Source organism: Streptococcus pseudopneumoniae IS7493, from assembly GCF_000221985.1.
Classification (GTDB): Bacteria; Bacillota; Bacilli; order Lactobacillales; family Streptococcaceae; genus Streptococcus; species Streptococcus pseudopneumoniae.
Genome location: NC_015875.1, coordinates 482,862 through 500,625, shown reverse-complemented (window position 1 = coordinate 500,625; position 17,764 = coordinate 482,862). Strand labels below are relative to the sequence as shown.

The 17,764-nt window shown below is 41.1% G+C and carries 17 protein-coding genes and 1 pseudogene; 6 read left to right on the top strand and 12 right to left on the bottom strand.

Annotated elements, in window-relative coordinates:
* Positions 1-17 precede the first annotated feature (17 nt).
* Positions 18-1,583, top strand: a complete 1,566-nt coding sequence (locus SPPN_RS02765; protein WP_001227296.1) for an ABC transporter substrate-binding protein/permease — start codon at positions 18-20, stop codon at positions 1,581-1,583.
* The gene (locus SPPN_RS02760; protein WP_000189488.1) at positions 1,583-2,323 is read left to right on the top strand and encodes an amino acid ABC transporter ATP-binding protein; all 741 of its coding nucleotides are present in this window, start codon (positions 1,583-1,585) and stop codon (positions 2,321-2,323) included. Before SPPN_RS02765 ends, SPPN_RS02760 begins: the two co-directional genes overlap by 1 nt.
* A 108-nt stretch (positions 2,324-2,431) precedes the next feature.
* Here the strand turns inward: SPPN_RS02760 and SPPN_RS02755 are convergent, their stop codons facing one another.
* From SPPN_RS02755 to rpmB, 9 genes are all read right to left on the bottom strand, one after another.
* Positions 2,432-2,647 (bottom strand): capsule biosynthesis transcriptional regulator, encoded by a 216-nt coding sequence (locus SPPN_RS02755; RefSeq protein ID WP_001130036.1) that lies wholly within the window; start codon positions 2,645-2,647, stop codon positions 2,432-2,434.
* Positions 2,648-3,477: 830 nt separating this feature from the next.
* On the bottom strand, positions 3,478-4,728 hold the full coding sequence (ilvA, locus tag SPPN_RS02750; RefSeq protein ID WP_000952968.1) for a threonine ammonia-lyase IlvA: 1,251 nt from the start codon (positions 4,726-4,728) through the stop codon (positions 3,478-3,480).
* A gap of 50 nt (positions 4,729-4,778) precedes the next feature.
* Positions 4,779-5,135, bottom strand: coding sequence for a hypothetical protein (locus tag SPPN_RS02745; RefSeq protein WP_001027903.1), 357 nt, complete (start codon positions 5,133-5,135; stop codon positions 4,779-4,781).
* Between the two features lie 84 nt (positions 5,136-5,219).
* Positions 5,220-6,242: a ketol-acid reductoisomerase gene (gene ilvC / locus SPPN_RS02740; RefSeq protein ID WP_000290683.1), complete on the bottom strand. Its 1,023-nt coding sequence runs from the start codon at positions 6,240-6,242 to the stop codon at positions 5,220-5,222.
* A 65-nt stretch (positions 6,243-6,307) separates the two neighbouring features.
* Entirely contained in the window at positions 6,308-6,784 is a 477-nt protein-coding gene (gene ilvN / locus SPPN_RS02735; protein WP_001253803.1) for an acetolactate synthase small subunit, read from the bottom strand.
* Positions 6,777-8,477: an acetolactate synthase large subunit gene (locus SPPN_RS02730; protein WP_000411733.1), complete on the bottom strand. Its 1,701-nt coding sequence runs from the start codon at positions 8,475-8,477 to the stop codon at positions 6,777-6,779. Before SPPN_RS02730 ends, ilvN begins: the two co-directional genes overlap by 8 nt.
* A 205-nt stretch (positions 8,478-8,682) precedes the next feature.
* Positions 8,683-10,350: a DAK2 domain-containing protein gene (locus SPPN_RS02725; RefSeq protein WP_000036649.1), complete on the bottom strand. Its 1,668-nt coding sequence runs from the start codon at positions 10,348-10,350 to the stop codon at positions 8,683-8,685.
* A gap of 2 nt (positions 10,351-10,352) precedes the next feature.
* Positions 10,353-10,718 (bottom strand): Asp23/Gls24 family envelope stress response protein, encoded by a 366-nt coding sequence (locus SPPN_RS02720; protein ID WP_000216436.1) that lies wholly within the window; start codon positions 10,716-10,718, stop codon positions 10,353-10,355.
* Positions 10,719-10,872: 154 nt separating this feature from the next.
* Positions 10,873-11,061, bottom strand: coding sequence for a 50S ribosomal protein L28 (rpmB, locus tag SPPN_RS02715; protein ID WP_001140948.1), 189 nt, complete (start codon positions 11,059-11,061; stop codon positions 10,873-10,875).
* A 328-nt stretch (positions 11,062-11,389) separates the two neighbouring features.
* On the opposite strand from rpmB, the pseudogene SPPN_RS12670 reads away from it, so the two are divergent.
* A pseudogene (locus SPPN_RS12670) lies at positions 11,390-11,530 on the top strand (helix-turn-helix domain-containing protein); the annotation flags it as partial.
* A gap of 26 nt (positions 11,531-11,556) precedes the next feature.
* Here SPPN_RS12670 and SPPN_RS11755 read toward each other — a convergent pair.
* From SPPN_RS11755 to SPPN_RS02700, 3 genes are all read right to left on the bottom strand, one after another.
* Complete coding sequence (locus tag SPPN_RS11755; RefSeq protein ID WP_001816247.1) at positions 11,557-11,733, bottom strand: glycosyltransferase; 177 nt, start codon at positions 11,731-11,733, stop codon at positions 11,557-11,559.
* A gap of 210 nt (positions 11,734-11,943) precedes the next feature.
* Positions 11,944-12,042: a hypothetical protein gene (locus tag SPPN_RS13755; RefSeq protein WP_001810144.1), complete on the bottom strand. Its 99-nt coding sequence runs from the start codon at positions 12,040-12,042 to the stop codon at positions 11,944-11,946.
* A gap of 753 nt (positions 12,043-12,795) precedes the next feature.
* A complete protein-coding gene (locus tag SPPN_RS02700; protein ID WP_001025441.1) occupies positions 12,796-14,340 on the bottom strand; it encodes a peptide chain release factor 3 in 1,545 nt (514 codons plus the stop codon).
* A 212-nt stretch (positions 14,341-14,552) separates the two neighbouring features.
* On the opposite strand from SPPN_RS02700, the gene gatC reads away from it, so the two are divergent.
* From gatC to gatB, 3 genes are read left to right on the top strand one after another with little or no spacing between them, the layout of a single operon-like run.
* Positions 14,553-14,855 (top strand): Asp-tRNA(Asn)/Glu-tRNA(Gln) amidotransferase subunit GatC, encoded by a 303-nt coding sequence (gene gatC / locus SPPN_RS02695; RefSeq protein ID WP_000705411.1) that lies wholly within the window; start codon positions 14,553-14,555, stop codon positions 14,853-14,855.
* Positions 14,855-16,321 (top strand): Asp-tRNA(Asn)/Glu-tRNA(Gln) amidotransferase subunit GatA, encoded by a 1,467-nt coding sequence (gene gatA / locus SPPN_RS02690; RefSeq protein WP_000143716.1) that lies wholly within the window; start codon positions 14,855-14,857, stop codon positions 16,319-16,321. The genes gatC and gatA overlap by 1 nt, the downstream gene beginning before the upstream one ends.
* The gene (gene gatB, locus SPPN_RS02685) at positions 16,321-17,763 is read left to right on the top strand and encodes an Asp-tRNA(Asn)/Glu-tRNA(Gln) amidotransferase subunit GatB (protein WP_001008686.1); all 1,443 of its coding nucleotides are present in this window, start codon (positions 16,321-16,323) and stop codon (positions 17,761-17,763) included. Before gatA ends, gatB begins: the two co-directional genes overlap by 1 nt.
* Position 17,764 lies beyond the last annotated feature (1 nt).

The window sequence follows — 17,764 nt, the reverse complement described above, 5'->3', positions numbered from 1 at the left end:
TTAGAATAGGAGAAATCATGAGAAAAATATACTTATCTATTTTCACAAGTCTCTTGCTGATGCTAGGACTTGTCAATGTTGCTCAAGCCGATGAATATTTACGCATCGGGATGGAAGCAGCATATGCCCCCTTTAACTGGACCCAGGATGATGATAGCAATGGAGCTGTCAAAATCGATGGAACCAACCAGTATGCCAACGGATACGATGTTCAAATCGCCAAGAAAATCGCTAAGGACTTAGGTAAAGAACCTTTGGTTGTTAAAACCAAGTGGGAAGGTCTAGTCCCTGCCCTTACTTCTGGTAAGATTGACATGATTATCGCAGGTATGAGTCCTACTGCCGAGCGTAAACAAGAAATTGCCTTTTCAAGCAGTTACTACACTAGCGAACCAGTTTTGCTTATCAAAAAAGATTCTGCCTACGCAAATGCTAAATCTTTGGATGACTTTAATGGTGCGAAAATCACTTCTCAACAAGGTGTCTACCTCTACGACTTGATTGCACAAATCTTAGGTGCTAAAAAAGAAACAGCTATGGGAGACTTCGCTCAAATGCGCCAAGCTCTTGAGGCTGGTGTCATCGATGCCTATGTTTCTGAACGCCCAGAAGCTCTGACTGCTGAAGCTGCTAACTCTAAGTTCAAGATGGTCCAAGTAGAACCAGGTTTCAAAACTGGGGAAGAAGATACAGCTATCGCCATTGGACTTCGTAAAGATGACAATCGTATTAGCCAAATCAATGCCAGCATCGAAACCATTTCAAAAGATGACCAAGTTGCCTTGATGGATCGTATGATCAAGGAACAACCTGCCGAATCTACAACAACTGAAGAGACTAGCAGTAGTTTCTTCAGCCAAGTCGCTAAAATTCTTTCTGAAAACTGGCAACAACTCTTGCGTGGTGCGGGTGTCACCCTTTTAATCTCTATCGTCGGAACTATCACAGGTCTCATTATTGGACTTGCCATTGGTGTTTTCCGTACTGCTCCTCTCTCTGAAAATAAAGCCATTTATAGCCTACAAAAACTAGTCGGCTGGATCCTCAATGTCTACATTGAAATTTTCCGTGGTACGCCAATGATCGTTCAATCGATGGTTATCTACTATGGAACTGCCCAAGCTTTCGGTATCAACCTTGATCGCACACTGGCTGCTATCTTCATCGTTTCGATTAACACTGGTGCCTACATGACTGAAATCGTCCGTGGTGGTATCCTAGCAATTGACAAGGGACAATTTGAAGCTGCTACTGCTCTTGGTATGACCCATAACCAAACCATGCGTAAGATTGTCCTGCCTCAGGTTGTCCGTAACATCCTACCTGCAACTGGTAATGAATTTGTCATCAATATCAAAGATACATCTGTATTGAACGTTATCTCTGTTGTCGAACTTTATTTCTCAGGAAATACCGTGGCAACTCAAACCTATCAATACTTCCAGACATTTACAATCATCGCCGTGATTTACTTTGTCCTCACCTTCACCGTAACACGTATCCTACGCTTCATCGAACGCAGAATGGACATGGATACCTATACTACAGGTGCTAACCAAATACAAACGGAGGATTTTAAATAATGACACAAGCAATCCTTGAAATTAAACACCTCAAAAAATCCTATGGCCAAAACGAAGTGCTAAAAGACATTTCACTCACTGTCCACAAGGGAGAGGTAATCTCTATCATCGGAAGCTCTGGAAGCGGGAAATCGACCTTCCTACGCTCCATCAACCTACTTGAAACACCAACTGATGGACAAATCCTTTATCATGGACAAAATGTCCTCGAAAAAGGCTATGACCTCACGCAATACCGTGAAAAGTTGGGGATGGTGTTCCAATCCTTTAACCTCTTTGAAAATCTCAACGTGCTTGAAAACACAATTGTCGCTCAGACAACTGTCCTTAAACGCGAACGCACAGAAGCTGAAAAGACTGCCAAAGAAAACCTAGAAAAAGTCGGCATGGGAGAACGCTACTGGCAAGCGAAGCCAAGACAACTCTCAGGGGGTCAAAAACAACGTGTGGCCATCGCTCGTGCCCTCTCCATGAATCCGGACGCTATTCTCTTTGATGAACCAACATCAGCTCTCGATCCAGAAATGGTTGGAGAAGTCCTCAAAATCATGCAAGATCTGGCTCAGGAAGGCTTGACCATGATTGTCGTAACCCACGAAATGGAATTCGCCCGTGATGTCTCTCACCGTGTTATCTTTATGGATAAGGGTGTGATTGCTGAAGAAGGCAAACCAGAAGATCTCTTCACCAATCCTAAAGAAGACCGTACAAAAGAATTCCTTCAACGCTATCTCAAATAAAAAGAAAAGGCTGCCTCAACCGTGCAGTCTTTTTGCTGTCCTCAAAATGAAAAGGCAGATTCTCTATCTCTACTACTTGAGGGTCAAGAATCCGCCGTTATCCAAAGATTAATCTTCAAATTTTTCATGATTTTTTTCATAGAAATCAATTAGGCCTAGGGCTGTTTCAAATGAAATATTTTTTACTTTTGCACGACCCTGCGCCAGAGCAATGATAGACATTTCACGCGCATTCGTTTCCTTAGAGATACGGTAGCCTGTGATTTTCTTATCACGAACCCAGCCAACAACTGATTCTACTTTTTCAAAGTTTGACTTAGCCATGTTTTTCTCCTATTTTCTTCTTTACAATACTTAATTGTATACGTTTTTACTACTTTTGTCAATAAAAAAACATATATTCAATAAAATAAATGACCCAGAATCTTCTTACTTCCTTTTTAAAGCCGATAATATATAGTTTTCCGCTTACTATAACCCATCAGTATGCTCCTAAAAAACAATTGCATTATTAAACTTTAAATTTGTAAAAATATTCACGTATGCTGAATACCAGTTTCTTAATAGGATAGACAGGATTTACTATTTCATTCTATCTATTCCTTTTAAATCAACAAGCCCACTAAAGATAGTCTTTCACTCCTCACTATCTCTAAATCATTCCGTTTTCTTTCTCCTTCTTTGGTTCCTTTCCTGTCCTTATCTATATCTTATCCATTTCACAACCGGTACTACTTACTTTGTACAATCTTGCATCTTCTGATTACATACCCACTTTCCAGCTAGTCATTTAAAATCAGTATCACTAGCTATTGCATGTCTAGCACTATTGTCTATCTCACGAGTTTTTCGACCAACTCACCTAGCAGTCATCTCACAAACATTGATTATTTTTTTTGATTCCTATTATATTTAGAGAAATCTCAAATTAGGGATATATACAATTGGGGATTTCAAAAAATTTCCTTATATATAGTAAGTAATTCTGCCGCCTTAATATAAACAGAATCGAAAATAATAGGTGTTATAGTGAGTTGTAGTAGAAATAGCACGATAAGCTTCCTAAAACCATAGGAATCGCCCCCTTTCTTCACTATCATTATAACACCTATACATTAGTTGTGCAAATAATATGATATTTTTTTTATTAGTCCTCAGACAAGCATATTATAGAGCGTTTCATTCCCATTTAAGTTAATATAAGCTGGATCAAAACCTTCCATTCGACGAATTAAGCCTGCATAATCATGCTTATCTGCCAAAGCGATCCCAATCAATACTGGACCTGTTCCCTTACTAGCTCGCTTGATATACTCAAAACGGGTGATATCATCATTTGGCCCCAAGATATCATTTACAAACTCACGCAAAGCTCCTGGACGCTGTGGGAAATTGACCACAAAGTAATGTTTGATCCCATCATAAATCAAGGCACGCTCTTCCATTTCTGGCATACGGTTGATATCATTATTCCCTCCAGAAATGATACAACAAATGGTTTTCCCCTTGATATATTCAGCTAAAACCTCTAAAGAGGCGATACTAGCTGCTCCAGCAGGTTCTGCAACAATCCCTTGCTTAGAGTAGAGGTCAATCAAAGTTTCAGAAATCAATCCCTCATCGACACCTACCAAAGTTTGAACATGTTGACGCGTTGCTTCATAGGTCAACTGTCCTACCTTTTGCACAGCAATCCCATCCGCAAATTTGTCAATTTCTTTGAGTTTAACAGGTCCACCAGCTTCAAAAGCAGCTTTCATGGAACGCGCTCCATTAGCCTCTACCCCAATGACTTCAATTTCTGGACTTGTTTCCTTGATATAGGTAGAAATCCCGGCAATGAGACCGCCACCACCAACAGGGACCAAGACAGCATCAAAGTCAATCGATTCTTTTCGAGCTTCTTCTAAAATCTCATAAGCAACTGTTCCTTGACCCGCTTGGACATGAGTATCATCAAAGGGAGCAATAAAGGTACGATTTTCAGAGACTGTAAATTCTTGAGCTGCTTTGGCTGAGGCATCAAAGGTATCTCCAACTAGTTTAATGGTTACAAAATCCCCACCAAAAAAGCGAACCTGACCAATCTTTTGTTGCGGAGTGGTAATGGGCATAAAAATAGTAGCAGGAATTTTCATCTCATTACAAGTATAGGCAACTCCCTGCGCATGATTTCCCGCAGAAGCACAGACTACCCCACGCTCACGTTCTTCCTTGCTGAGCTGAGAAATAGCATAATAGGCACCACGAATTTTAAAGGAACGAACACGCTGGGCATTTTCTTTTTTCAAATAAATCTTAGCACCATACTTCTCCGATAAATAATGGTCGTAATCCAGTGGGGTATTCACAACCACACCATTCAAGACCTTATGAGCCTTGATAATATCTTTTGAACTTAACATATAAAACCTCTTTTTCTATAAAAAACAGTCACTAATGACTGTTTTTTTAGTTATTCATCTCCAAAAACTTCAGCAACACTTTCATGATATTTATGAGCCATACGAATTGAAAACTCTTTAGGAAGTTCATAACGATTTGTGGAAATCCAATCATATAACCATTCTGCCAAACTTTCTTCACTATCATTACGATGGAAGATAAAATAGTTTAAAACTTCTTTATATTCTACATCATTCAAATCCAGCGTGTCTACAAATTGACTACGAGAAACAAAATTAGAATCTAATTTTCTTAGTTGATCTGTCAATTCTCCCAATTGTAAATCCAACTGAAAAAATAATTTTTGCAGTTGCCTATCAGTTTCATCACATCCTGTCTTGATAGAAAACAAATTGGTAATATTCATATGATTTCAACCCCTAAATAAGTATATCTAATATCCCACGAATAGCTGAAGCTACTATTTTAAGCAAAATTCTTTGCTTTCTAATTAGTTATAGATTTTGAATGCATCATCGTCGTTTTTACCAACGAAAGGCATTGCTTTACGCAATTCTGCACCAACTTTTTCAATTTCAAGGTTAGCTGCTTGTTCACGGTAAGCAGTCAATTTTGGACGTCCAGCTTTATAGTCATTTACAAAGTCATTTGCAAATTTACCATTTTGGATGTCTGCCAAGACAGCTTTCATATTTTCTTTAACTTGCTCAGTAATCACACGTGGACCTGATACATAGTCACCGTATTCAGCAGTGTTTGAAATAGATTGACGCATTTTCTTGAATCCACCTTCATAGATCAAGTCAACGATCAATTTCATTTCGTGAAGAACTTCAAAGTAAGCCAATTCTGGAGCGTAACCTGCTTCTGTCAAGACTTCGAAACCTGCTTCGATAAGGGCAGTCAAACCACCACAAAGTACAGCTTGTTCACCAAACAAATCTTCTTCAGTTTCTTCTTTGTATGTTGTTTCAAGAAGACCTACACGAGCTGCTCCAACACCTTTACACCAGTCCATAGCAATGTTTTTCGCATTTCCTGTTGCATCTTGGTATACTGCGTAAAGAGCTGGTACACCAAATCCTTCTTCGTAAGTACGGCGTACCAAGTGCCCTGGTCCTTTAGGAGCACACATAAAGACATCTACATCCGCAGGAACTTTGATAAATTCGAAGTGAATGTTGAAACCATGAGCAAATCCAACTGCATTCCCAGCTTCCAAGTTTGGAGCGATTTCCGCTTCGTACAATTCTTGTTGGATTTCGTCTGGTGCCAAAATCATGATAACATCAGCCAATTTAGTTGCTTCTGCTACTGTGTAAGTGTCAAATCCATCTTCTTTTGCTTTGTCAAAAGATTTACCTGGACGTACACCGATGATGACATCGCGACCTGAGTCACGCAAGTTTTGAGCATGCGCATGTCCTTGTGAACCATAACCGATAACGGCGATTTTTTTACCGTCAAGTGCTGCTACTTTAACATCTTTTTCGTATTCCATTTGAACTGCCATAGTTTTTCTCTCTTTTCTATCATTTATTGCCTTTTAGGCTGGTTTAACAAATTTAAGTTGGATTTTTAGTCACGGGTAAATCCAGTTGCACCCGTTCGAGCAATATTGCGAATACCGTATGGTCGAATGACTCGTAATAGAGCTTCACTCTTTTCAGCATTTCCTGTCATCTGAATGGTAATCGAGCTTGGCGCTACGTCTACCACTGTTGCACGGAAAGGTTGAATAATCGCTAGAATCTCAGCTCGCTTCTCAGCTGGCGCTGACATCTTAACCAAAATCACCTCGCGCTCCAAATGAGGCTTGTCTGTAATATCACGAATGCGAATCACATCAATCTGACGATTGAGTTGCTTGATAATTTGCTCCACTTCATCATGAGAAGCAACATCAATAATAATGGTGATACGCGATACATTCGGATCTTCTGTTGCTCCAACAGAGATGCTTTCAATATTAACCTGACGACGAGATAAGACACCTGTAAAGCGATTGAGGACTCCTGAACGATTTTGTAGTTTTGCTGTTAACATTCTACGCATGGAACTTCACCCCCAACATCTCATGATTACTCTTACCAGCCGGTACCATTGGTAACACCTGTTCCTTACGAGAAATATCTACCTCAATTAGCATAGGAACATGCTCAGTGATGACTTCAAGGTCTTGAGCCAAGGTCTCAGGATTGTCAAACTTATAGTTTTTAATACCATAAGCCTGCGCCATCAATTGGAAATCAGGAAGGGTATCAAAGACCGACTCTGATGTTCTTCCTTCATAGAAGGATTCCTGCCACTGGCGAACCATTCCAAGTGAATGATTGTTCAGCATAACCACCTTGATTGGCACTTTGTAAATATTCAAAATAGCCAACTCCTGGTTGGTCATTTGGAAACCACCATCCCCAACAAACAAGACTACTTCCTTATCTGGGTTAGCAATTTTAGCCCCGATTGCTGCTGGAATTCCGAATCCCATGGTTCCTAAACCACCTGAAGTCACTAACTGACGTTCATTTTGGTAGGGATAATACTGGGCTGTCCACATTTGGTGTTGACCAACATCTGTTACCACAATGGCATCTCCATTCGTCAATTCACCAATGCGTTCAATAACTGCTTGCGGTTGAACCACACGCTCTTTCTTATCATAAGAACGAACACGGTTCTTGTCTTTAGTAACTTTCTCAATCCATTTCTCAGTATTGTTATGAACTGTCGGTTCTGCTAGCAACATTTGCAAGGCTTTCTTAGCATCTCCAACTACAGGAATATCTGCACTGATAATCTTGCCAATCTCGGCTGGGTCAATATCAATATGGGCAACCTTAGAATTCTTAGCAAAAGTCTTTGGATTTCCTGTCAAACGGTCATCAAAACGAGAGCCAATACTAATCATAAAGTCCGTCTCTGTCATGGCAATATTCGCTGCGAAAGAACCGTGCATCCCCCCCATTCCAAGGAAGAGTGGGTGAGTCGTTGCAATTGTTCCTTGACCTAAGAGAGTTGTTACGACTGGAATTTGATAGCGTTCTGCAAATTCATTTAATTCTGCCGCAGCCTCAGCATAACTAATTCCACCACCAGCTAACAAGACTGGCTTTTTAGCCTTGGACAATTGCTTCAAGATTTTCTTGATTTGCATATCATTTGGTTCAAGAGTCGGCTGATAGCTTGGTAGGTTCACTTCTGGTGAATAAATGAAGTCTGTTTCTAAAGCAGATACGTCTTTAGGTAGGTCAATGACGACTGGCCCTGGACGGCCTGTAGTCGCGATATGGACAGCTTCCGTGATGATACGCGGAATATCAGCTGTCTCACGAACTTGGTAATTGTACTTAGTGATTGGCATGGTAATTCCCACGATGTCTGCCTCCTGAAAGGCATCCTTCCCAATCCCTGCTCGCCCTACCTGACCTGTAAAGACCAAAAGGGGAACACTATCGCTCATGGCATCCGCAATCCCTGTAATGGCATTTGTTGCTCCCGGTCCGCTAGTAACGACGGCAACACCCAACTTTCCAGTTGATTTAGCATAACCTTCAGCTTCATGCAGACAACCTTGCTCATGGCGTCCTAGAATGTGGTGAATACCTTTAAAATTATATATCGCATCATAAAAAGGCAAGACTGCACCACCAGGATAACCAAAGATGGTATCAATTCCTAAATCACGAAGTGTTTCCAAAACTAGGTCCGAACCCGTCTTAGGAGATTCTAAACTGATTTTCTCCATTGTTCCCCTTTCTTTCCTCTTAAAAATAACTTGTTACTATCATACCATTTTTTAAAAAATTTTCAAGAGAAAAGAAGAAATTTTCTGAATTTTCTATTTTAACGTTTATTTATGAATGTTATTTTTGTTTTTATTAAAAAGATACCGTTTTCATTTACTAAAAAAGAAAAAAGAACTGATTTCTCAGTCCTTCATTAATCGGCTCTTATTCCACACTAAATAGATAGGGGTAAACAGGTTGTTGACCTTGGTGGATTTCAACTTCAAGATCCTCAAATTCTTCTGCGATTTCTTGAGCGATTTCATTGGCAAGTTCTTCGCTTCCGTCTTCACCGACATAGAAGGTTACGATTTCACTGTCTTCATCCAACATATGTTTCAAAGTTTCTGCCAAGGTTTGGTGCATGTCAGGGTTTGACACGAGGATTTTCCCATCCACCATACCTAGATTATCGTTTTCATGGATTTCTAAACCATCGATCGTTGTATCACGCACGGCTGTTGTGACGCTTCCGCTAACGACATCGCTAAGAGCAGCTGTCATACGCTCTTGGTTTTCTTCAATGGACTTGCTTGAATCAAAGGCAAGAAGACTTGTCAAACCTTGAGGAAGAGTGCGAGCCTCTACCACTACTGCTGGTTGCTCCAAAACTTCTGCCGCAGATTGAGCTGCCATGAAGATATTCTTGTTATTTGGCAGGAAGATGATGTTACGGGCATTGACCTGTTCAACAGCCTTGATAAAGTCTTCTGTTGAAGGGTTCATGGTTTGACCGCCTTCGATAACATAATCCACACCTTGAGAACGGAAGATATCTGCTAGACCTTTACCAGCCACCACAGCAATCAAAGCATACTCTTTTTCTTCAGCTGGCTTGCTAACTTGGGCAGTTTCTTTCTCAATCTGTGCTTCGTGTTGGTTACGCATATTGTCAACTTTTACCTTGACCAAGCTACCATATTTTAGGCCTTCTTGCATGACAAGTCCTGGATCTTCTGTATGGACATGGACTTTGACGATTTCATCATCATTGACAACGAGGAGAGAATCTCCAAGTTCATTCAAGTAGTTACGAAATTCATCGTAGTCAAAATCTTTGGCATAGGTTGGACCTTGCTTAAGAGCTACCATGATTTCAGTACAGTAACCAAAGTTGATATCCTCAGTCGCCACATGACCAGCCACAGACTTGTGGTGCTCTGCATTGATCATTTCACTCATATTGGCAGGAGTCGCTACAAAGTCCTCAGATGCAATATATTCACCAGTAAGGGCAGAAAGGAAACCTTCGTAGATAAAGACCAATCCTTGACCACCTGAGTCCACAACGCCAACTTCCTTCAATACTGGAAGCATGTCTGGCGTTTTAGTTAGAGCTGTTTTAGCACCTTCCAAGGCTGCGCGCATGACTTCAACAGCATCATCTGTTTGCTCAGCTTTTTTCTTAGCACCGATAGCAGCCCCACGAGAAACTGTCAAAATCGTTCCTTCAACTGGTTTCATCACTGCCTTATAGGCAACTTCAACACCTGATTGGAAGGCAAGGGCCAAGTCTTGACCTGTTAACTCGTCTTTATCCTTGATGGCTTGTGAAAATCCACGGAAAAGCTGAGACATAATAACTCCTGAGTTCCCACGCGCACCCATCAAAAGCCCTTTAGCAAGAATGCTCGCTACCTCTCCAACTGTAGAAGCTGGCTTGTCTGCAACTTCTTTAGCTCCATTTTCGATGGTCATCCCCATGTTTGTTCCAGTATCTCCATCTGGAACAGGGAAGACGTTTAATGAATTGACATATTCAGCGTGCTTATTCAAGCGAGTTGATGCAGCCTGCACCATTTCTTGAAATAAGCTAGTAGTAATTTTTGACACGGTTATTCTCCTACAACTTTGATATTTTGAATGTAGACATTTACAGTCTGAGCAGTAATTCCAAGCTGGTTTTCCAAGCTAAAGGCAACACGCTCTTGAATGTTTTTTGACACTTCACTAATCTTTGTTCCGTAGCTTAACACGGTATACACATCAACTGCAATGCTTCCATCTTCGGCTGCCTTTACGACGACACCTTTGGAATAATTTTCCTTACCTAGAAGGGCTTGGAAATTATCTTTGAGGGCATTTTTACTAGCCATACCGACCACACCAAAAATTTCAGTTGCTGCTCCACCTACGACGGTTGCAATCACTTCATCTGTTAGTTCGATTTGACCATCTTTTGTATTAATTTTTACAGTCATCCTTTTTACCTCAACTAGTTGATACTCTATTTTATCATATTTCAGCCCAAGTGTAAAAGCAGAATACTGTATCAGCGGATATTTACTCTGCTTTTAAAATGATTTTTTCACTATGTCAAAAGAAAAAGACCCTGAGGTCTCCTTGCTTTTATTATTAAACGCGTTCAACTTTACCTGATTTCAAAGCGCGAGCTGAAGCCCAAACTTTTTTAGGTTTACCATCGATAAGAACAGTAACTTTTTGAAGGTTTGGTTTTACGGCACGTTTTGTTTGGTTCATCGCGTGTGAACGGTTGTTTCCTGATACAGTCTTACGACCTGTAAAGTAACATACTTTAGCCATTGTGTTTTCCTCCTATTAAATCTAATATAGCGGATGTGCTAGCACTACATACCGTACTATGTTATCACACTTTCTTCATTTTTGCAAGGGAATTGGAAGATTTTTTTATTTATTGTGATTCGAATGTGATATTGAAAGTTCTATAATGAAGTTAGCCACCCAGCCCTCCTAAAAATTAGATGGTTCAACTAGCTGATAGCTAGCACGCCTTATTCACCAGATTCGAATCCTATTGAGCAAGCTTGGGCTATCTTGAAAAAGAAAGTAACAGATTTATTAAGGGAAGTCCCAACTATTTTTGAATGTTTGGAACGCTTTTTAAAACTAAATGACTATAACAGCTATTGCCCAAGGAAAGAAAACAAAGAAACAAGCCTGTGTCGAACTTAATCTTTCTGAAAGACAAATCAATCGTCTGCTACTAGTCTATCAACAGAAAGGCAAAGAAACCTTCAGACACGGAAACAGAGAATTGGAAGATTTTTTATTTGTGTCTTAAATCAGGTCTTGCGTGACATTTTCTGCTCTCCACATACCATTGTTGATTAACAGAACACCAGAATTAAAATTATGTGTATAAAAATCATCTCTAACTGCAGCTAAGGGTATAGCCGTCAAGTCCAAATCCCACAGCTCATCTATCGATTTTCTTACAACAATATCTAAATCCAAATACAGTACACGAGACTCGCTTACATACTTTGGAATAAAATACCTAAAAAAGCCGCATATGAAAGTCCCTCAAAGGGGAGACGATAACCTTTCAGAATACTACTGTCAATCTAAACATTCACAATCTCACTATTCAAAGTCTCTAGTCTTTTTTCCATCAATTGGAACCATTCTCGCGGAAGGTCATCATTAAAAACATAAAACTTAAGATTATAATAGATGAACACAAAGAGATTTTATTGTTGTTTCAACTTTATCCATATAAGCATTATCTGCACCTAAGACAATCGCTTTTTTCTCTTCTTTCACTCTTTATCTCATTTCTTTTTATTCCCATCATATGTTTCTACGTAACCATTATTTTCGCCTATTCGTTCGTAAAACCATACCAGTGGAGATTTTAGATGAAGTCCCATTACGGTTTACAATTTTTACATTACGACACGGAGTTTTACAAATCGATTTCATTTGCCAAACGTAGTTAGTAAGGCAGTTAGCTAGGCTACCTACTTTCTGCTACAACGGAAAAATCCACGAATCAATATTATTCGTGGATTTTTCCTAGTGAAGCGTTTAGGTAAGCCGATTGTTATACTACGACACGTAGTTTGACCAATCGATTCTATTTGCCAAACGTAGTTAGTGAGGCAGTTAGCTAGACCGCTCACTACCAGTTACGACGTAAAGTTTTACGAATCGATATTATTCGTAAAACTTTACTAGTGGAGCGCCTAGAGTCTGGGACAAAAAGATTTTGATTTTATGAATTCTTTATTATAAGTTTTTAAAATCGATAGATTAGACAAAAAAGCAAACAAAACAGAATTCTGAGTGTCAGATAACTTGTTTTGTTCGCTTTTTATATTTAAGGTTAGACTTTTGTCCCAGACTCGTTAGTTACTTAGATTGTTACACAATCAAATAAATTTACTGAACTACGACACTGAGTTTTACAAATCAATTCCATTTGTAAAACTCAGTTAGTGAGGCAATTAGCTAGTTCGCCAAATAGCGACTAGCGTCCAACAATTAGGAACTTTAGTTCCAATTGTTGGTACTGAGTCACATCTTCTCTTCCAACTCTACATCTGGATACTTGTCCGCAAACCAACGGAGAGCAAAGTCATTTTCAAAGAGAAAGACTGATTGGTCGAAACGGTCTTTAGCCAAGATATTGCGGCTTGATGACATGCGTTCATCCAAGTCCTCAGGTTTAATCCAACGAACGGTCTTTTTACCCATTGGGCTCATGACCACTTCTGCATTGTACTCGCCTTCCATACGGTGCTTAAAGACTTCAAACTGAAGTTGACCAACAGCTCCCAGCATGTACTCGCCTGTTTGGTAATTCTTATAAAGCTGAATAGCTCCTTCTTGCACCAATTGCTCGATTCCCTTGTGGAAAGATTTTTGTTTCATAACGTTCTTAGCAGATACTTTCATGAAAATTTCAGGAGTAAAGGTTGGCAGCGGTTCAAACTCAAACTTGTTTTTTCCAACTGTCAAAGTGTCACCAACCTGATAAGTACCTGTATCGTAAACCCCGATGATATCACCTGCCACGGCATTGGTTATATTCTCACGACTTTCCGCCATAAACTGAGTCACATTCGACAGTTTAGCCCCCTTACCAGTACGAGGCAGGTTAACACTCATACCGCGCTCAAATTCACCAGATACGATACGGACAAAGGCAATGCGGTCACGGTGACGAGGGTCCATATTGGCTTGGATTTTAAAGACAAATCCTGAAAAATCCTTGTCGTAAGGATCCACAATTTCGCCATCTGTTTTCTTGTGTCCATGTGGTTCTGGAGCAAACTTAAGGAAAGTCTCAAGGAAGGTCTGCACACCAAAATTTGTCAAAGCCGAACCGAAGAAGACAGGTGTCAATTCTCCAGCAAGGATAGCTTCCTCTGAAAACTCATTTCCAGCTTCATTTAAAAGTTCAATATCATCTTTTACCTGCTCGTAGAAAGGATTGCTGCTAAAAAGCTTGTCCCCATCTTCTAAACTGGCAAAACGCTCATCCCCCTTATAGAGCTCCAAGCGTTGGTTATAGAGGTCATAGAGCCCTTCAAAAGCTTTCCCCATCCCGATTGGCCAGTTCATCGGATAGCTCGCAATACCCAAGACTTCTTCCAATTCTTGCAAGAGGTCCAGTGGCTCACGACCGTCACGGTCTAGCTTGTTCATAAAGGTAAAGACTGGAATACCACGGTGTTTGACAACTTCAAACAATTTCTTTGTCTGCGCCTCGATACCCTTGGCAGAGTCCACGACCATGACCGCAGCATCCACCGCCATCAAGGTACGATAGGTATCTTCTGAGAAATCCTCATGCCCTGGTGTGTCAAGGATATTCACGCGCTTGCCATCGTAGTCAAACTGCATCACAGATGAAGTAACCGAAATCCCACGTTGCTTCTCGATATCCATCCAGTCAGACTTGGCAAAAGTCCCTGTTTTCTTTCCTTTTACGGTACCAGCCTCACGAATCTCGCCCCCAAAGTAGAGCAACTGCTCAGTGATGGTTGTTTTCCCCGCGTCTGGGTGAGAGATGATGGCAAAGGTACGACGTTTCTTAATTTCTTCTTGAATATTCATAAGTTCTCTTTCTTTGATTCTCTATTTTTCTTGTTTCAATAGCTAAGAATGATTTTTACATTGGATTTTACCATTCCTTTCAACACTCCATTATATCGGATTTTAGCATTTTTTTCAATTTCTATTTCTTTTCACTTATCCCTCCCTTATTTATAGGAAAATATGGTAAAATAGAACAGACTAAAAATCATCATTTCACGAAAGGATGCAAGATGAAAATTACGCAAGAAGAGGTAACACACGTTGCCAATCTTTCAAAATTAAAATTCTCTGAAGAAGAAACTGCTGCCTTTGCAACGACCTTGTCTAAAATTGTTGACATGGTTGAATTGCTGGGCGAAGTTGACACAACTGGTGTCGCACCTACTACGACCATGGCTGACCGCAAGACCGTACTCCGCCCTGATGTGGCTGAAGAAGGAACAGACCGTGATCGCTTGTTTAAAAACGTACCTGAAAAAGACAACTACTATATCAAGGTACCAGCTATCCTAGACGATGGAGGAGATGCCTAATGACTTTCAACAATAAAACCATTGAAGACTTGCACAATCTCCTTGTCTCTAAGGAAATTTCTGCAACAGAATTAACACAAGCTACGCTTGAAGATATCAAGTCTCGCGAGACAGCTATCAACGCTTTTGTTACCATCGCTGAAGAGCAAGCTCTTGTTCAAGCTAAAGCCATTGATGAAGCTGGAATTGACACTGATAATGTCCTTTCAGGAATTCCGCTTGCAGTAAAGGATAATATCTCTACAGATGGTATCCTCACAACTGCTGCCTCAAAAATGCTCTACAACTATGAGCCAATCTTTGATGCGACAGCCGTTGCCAATGCAAAAGCCAAGGGCATGATTGTCGTAGGAAAAACTAACATGGACGAATTTGCCATGGGTGGTTCTGGTGAGACTTCTCACTACGGAGCAACTAAAAATGCTTGGGACCACAGCAAGGTTCCTGGTGGTTCATCAAGTGGTTCAGCTGCAGCTGTAGCCTCAGGACAAGTCCGCTTGTCACTTGGTTCTGATACGGGTGGTTCCATCCGCCAACCTGCTGCCTTCAACGGGATCGTTGGTCTCAAACCAACCTACGGAACAGTTTCTCGTTTCGGTCTCATTGCCTTCGGTAGCTCATTAGACCAAATCGGACCTTTCGCACCAACTGTTAAGGAAAATGCCCTCTTGCTCAACGCTATTGCCTGCGAAGATGCCAAAGACTCTACTTCTGCCCCTGTCCGCATTGCCGACTTTACTTCAAAAATTGGTCAAGACATCAAGGGCATGAAAATTGCTTTACCTAAGGAATATCTAGGCGAAGGGATTGACCCAGAGGTTAAGGAAACCATTCTGAATGCAGCCAAACACTTTGAAAAATTGGGTGCTATCGTCGAAGAAGTCAGCCTTCCTCACTCTAAATACGGAGTTGCCGTATACTACATCATCGCTTCATCAGAAGCTTCATCAAACTTGCAACGCTTTGACGGTATCCGTTACGGCTACCGCGCAGAGGATGCGACAAATCTTGATGAAATCTATGTAAACAGCCGTAGCCAAGGTTTTGGTGAAGAGGTGAAACGTCGTATCATGCTAGGTACTTTCAGCCTTTCATCAGGTTACTACGATGCTTACTATAAGAAAGCTGGACAGGTTCGTACACTTATCATTCAAGATTTCGAAAAAGTCTTCGTGGATTATGATTTGATTTTGGGTCCAACTGCTCCAAGTGTTGCCTATGACTTGAATTCTCTCAACCATGACCCAGTTGCCATGTACTTAGCCGACCTATTGACCATACCTGTAAACTTGGCAGGACTGCCTGGAATTTCGATTCCTGCTGGATTCTCTCAAGGTCTACCTGTCGGACTCCAATTGATTGGTCCCAAGTACTCTGAGGAAACCATTTACCAAGCTGCTGCTGCTTTTGAAGCAACAACAGACTACCACAAACAACAACCCGAGATTTTTGGAGGTGACAACTAATGAACTTTGAAACAGTCATCGGACTTGAAGTCCACGTAGAGCTCAACACCAATTCAAAAATCTTCTCACCTACTTCTGCCCACTTCGGAAATGATCAAAATGCCAACACTAACGTGATTGACTGGTCTTTCCCAGGAGTTCTGCCAGTTCTCAATAAAGGGGTTGTCGATGCCGGAATCAAGGCTGCTCTTGCCCTCAACATGGACATCCACAAAAAGATGCACTTTGACCGCAAGAGCTACTTCTATCCTGATAACCCCAAAGCCTACCAAATTTCTCAATTTGATGAACCAATCGGATATAATGGCTGGATTGAAGTCGAACTAGAAGACGGTACGACCAAGAAAATCGGTATCGAACGTGCCCACCTAGAGGAAGACGCTGGTAAAAACACCCATGGTACAGATGGCTACTCTTATGTTGACCTCAACCGCCAAGGGGTTCCCTTGATTGAGATTGTATCTGAGGCAGATATGCGTTCTCCTGAAGAAGCCTATGCTTATCTGACAGCCCTCAAGGAAGTTATCCAGTACGCTGGCATTTCTGACGTTAAGATGGAGGAAGGTTCGATGCGTGTGGATGCCAACATCTCCCTTCGTCCTTATGGTCAAGAGAAATTCGGTACCAAGACTGAATTGAAGAACCTCAACTCCTTCTCAAACGTTCGTAAAGGTCTTGAATACGAAGTCCGACGCCAGGCTGAAATTCTTCGCTCAGGTGGTCAAATCCGCCAAGAAACACGCCGTTACGATGAAGCGAATAAAGCAACCATCCTCATGCGTGTCAAGGAAGGGGCTGCTGACTACCGCTACTTCCCAGAACCAGACCTACCCCTCTTTGAAATTTCTGACGAGTGGATTGAGGAAATGCGGACTGAGTTGCCAGAGTTTCCAAAAGAACGTCGTGCGCGTTATGTATCTGACCTTGGTTTATCAGACTACGATGCTAGTCAGTTGACTGCTAATAAAGTCACTTCTGACTTCTTTGAAAAAGCTGTTGCCCTAGGTGGTGATGCCAAACAAGTCTCTAACTGGCTCCAAGGGGAAGTCGCTCAGTTCTTGAATGCTGAAAGCAAGACGCTGGAACAAATCGAATTGACACCAGAAAACTTGGTTGAAATGATTGCCATCATCGAAGACGGTACTATCTCTTCTAAGATTGCCAAGAAAGTCTTTGTCCACCTGGCTAAAAATGGCGGTGGCGCGCGTGAATATGTGGAAAAAGCAGGTATGGTTCAAATCTCAGATCCAGCTGTCTTGATTCCAATTATCCACCAAGTCTTTGCGGATAACGAAGCCGCAGTTGCCGACTTCAAGTCAGGCAAACGTAACGCCGACAAGGCCTTTACAGGATTCCTTATGAAGGCAACCAAAGGCCAAGCCAACCCACAAGTTGCCCTTAAACTACTTGCACAGGAATTGGCGAAGTTGAAAGAAGATTAAT

Excerpts from the sequence above, each read along its gene's own strand:
- SPPN_RS02765 (WP_001227296.1), top strand. The coding sequence starts at position 18 with ATGAGAAAAATATACTTATCTATTTTCACAAGTCTCTTGCTGATGCTA.
- SPPN_RS02760 (WP_000189488.1), top strand. The coding sequence starts at position 1,583 with ATGACACAAGCAATCCTTGAAATTAAACACCTCAAAAAATCCTATGGC.
- SPPN_RS02755 (WP_001130036.1), bottom strand. The coding sequence starts at position 2,647 with ATGGCTAAGTCAAACTTTGAAAAAGTAGAATCAGTTGTTGGCTGGGTT.
- ilvA (WP_000952968.1), bottom strand. The coding sequence starts at position 4,728 with ATGTTAAGTTCAAAAGATATTATCAAGGCTCATAAGGTCTTGAATGGT.
- SPPN_RS02745 (WP_001027903.1), bottom strand. The coding sequence starts at position 5,135 with ATGAATATTACCAATTTGTTTTCTATCAAGACAGGATGTGATGAAACT.
- ilvC (WP_000290683.1), bottom strand. The coding sequence starts at position 6,242 with ATGGCAGTTCAAATGGAATACGAAAAAGATGTTAAAGTAGCAGCACTT.
- ilvN (WP_001253803.1), bottom strand. The coding sequence starts at position 6,784 with ATGCGTAGAATGTTAACAGCAAAACTACAAAATCGTTCAGGAGTCCTC.
- SPPN_RS02730 (WP_000411733.1), bottom strand. The coding sequence starts at position 8,477 with ATGGAGAAAATCAGTTTAGAATCTCCTAAGACGGGTTCGGACCTAGTT.
- SPPN_RS02720 (WP_000216436.1), bottom strand. The coding sequence starts at position 10,718 with ATGACTGTAAAAATTAATACAAAAGATGGTCAAATCGAACTAACAGAT.
- rpmB (WP_001140948.1), bottom strand. The coding sequence starts at position 11,061 with ATGGCTAAAGTATGTTACTTTACAGGTCGTAAGACTGTATCAGGAAAC.
- SPPN_RS02700 (WP_001025441.1), bottom strand. The coding sequence starts at position 14,340 with ATGAATATTCAAGAAGAAATTAAGAAACGTCGTACCTTTGCCATCATC.
- gatC (WP_000705411.1), top strand. The coding sequence starts at position 14,553 with ATGAAAATTACGCAAGAAGAGGTAACACACGTTGCCAATCTTTCAAAA.
- gatA (WP_000143716.1), top strand. The coding sequence starts at position 14,855 with ATGACTTTCAACAATAAAACCATTGAAGACTTGCACAATCTCCTTGTC.
- gatB (WP_001008686.1), top strand. The coding sequence starts at position 16,321 with ATGAACTTTGAAACAGTCATCGGACTTGAAGTCCACGTAGAGCTCAAC.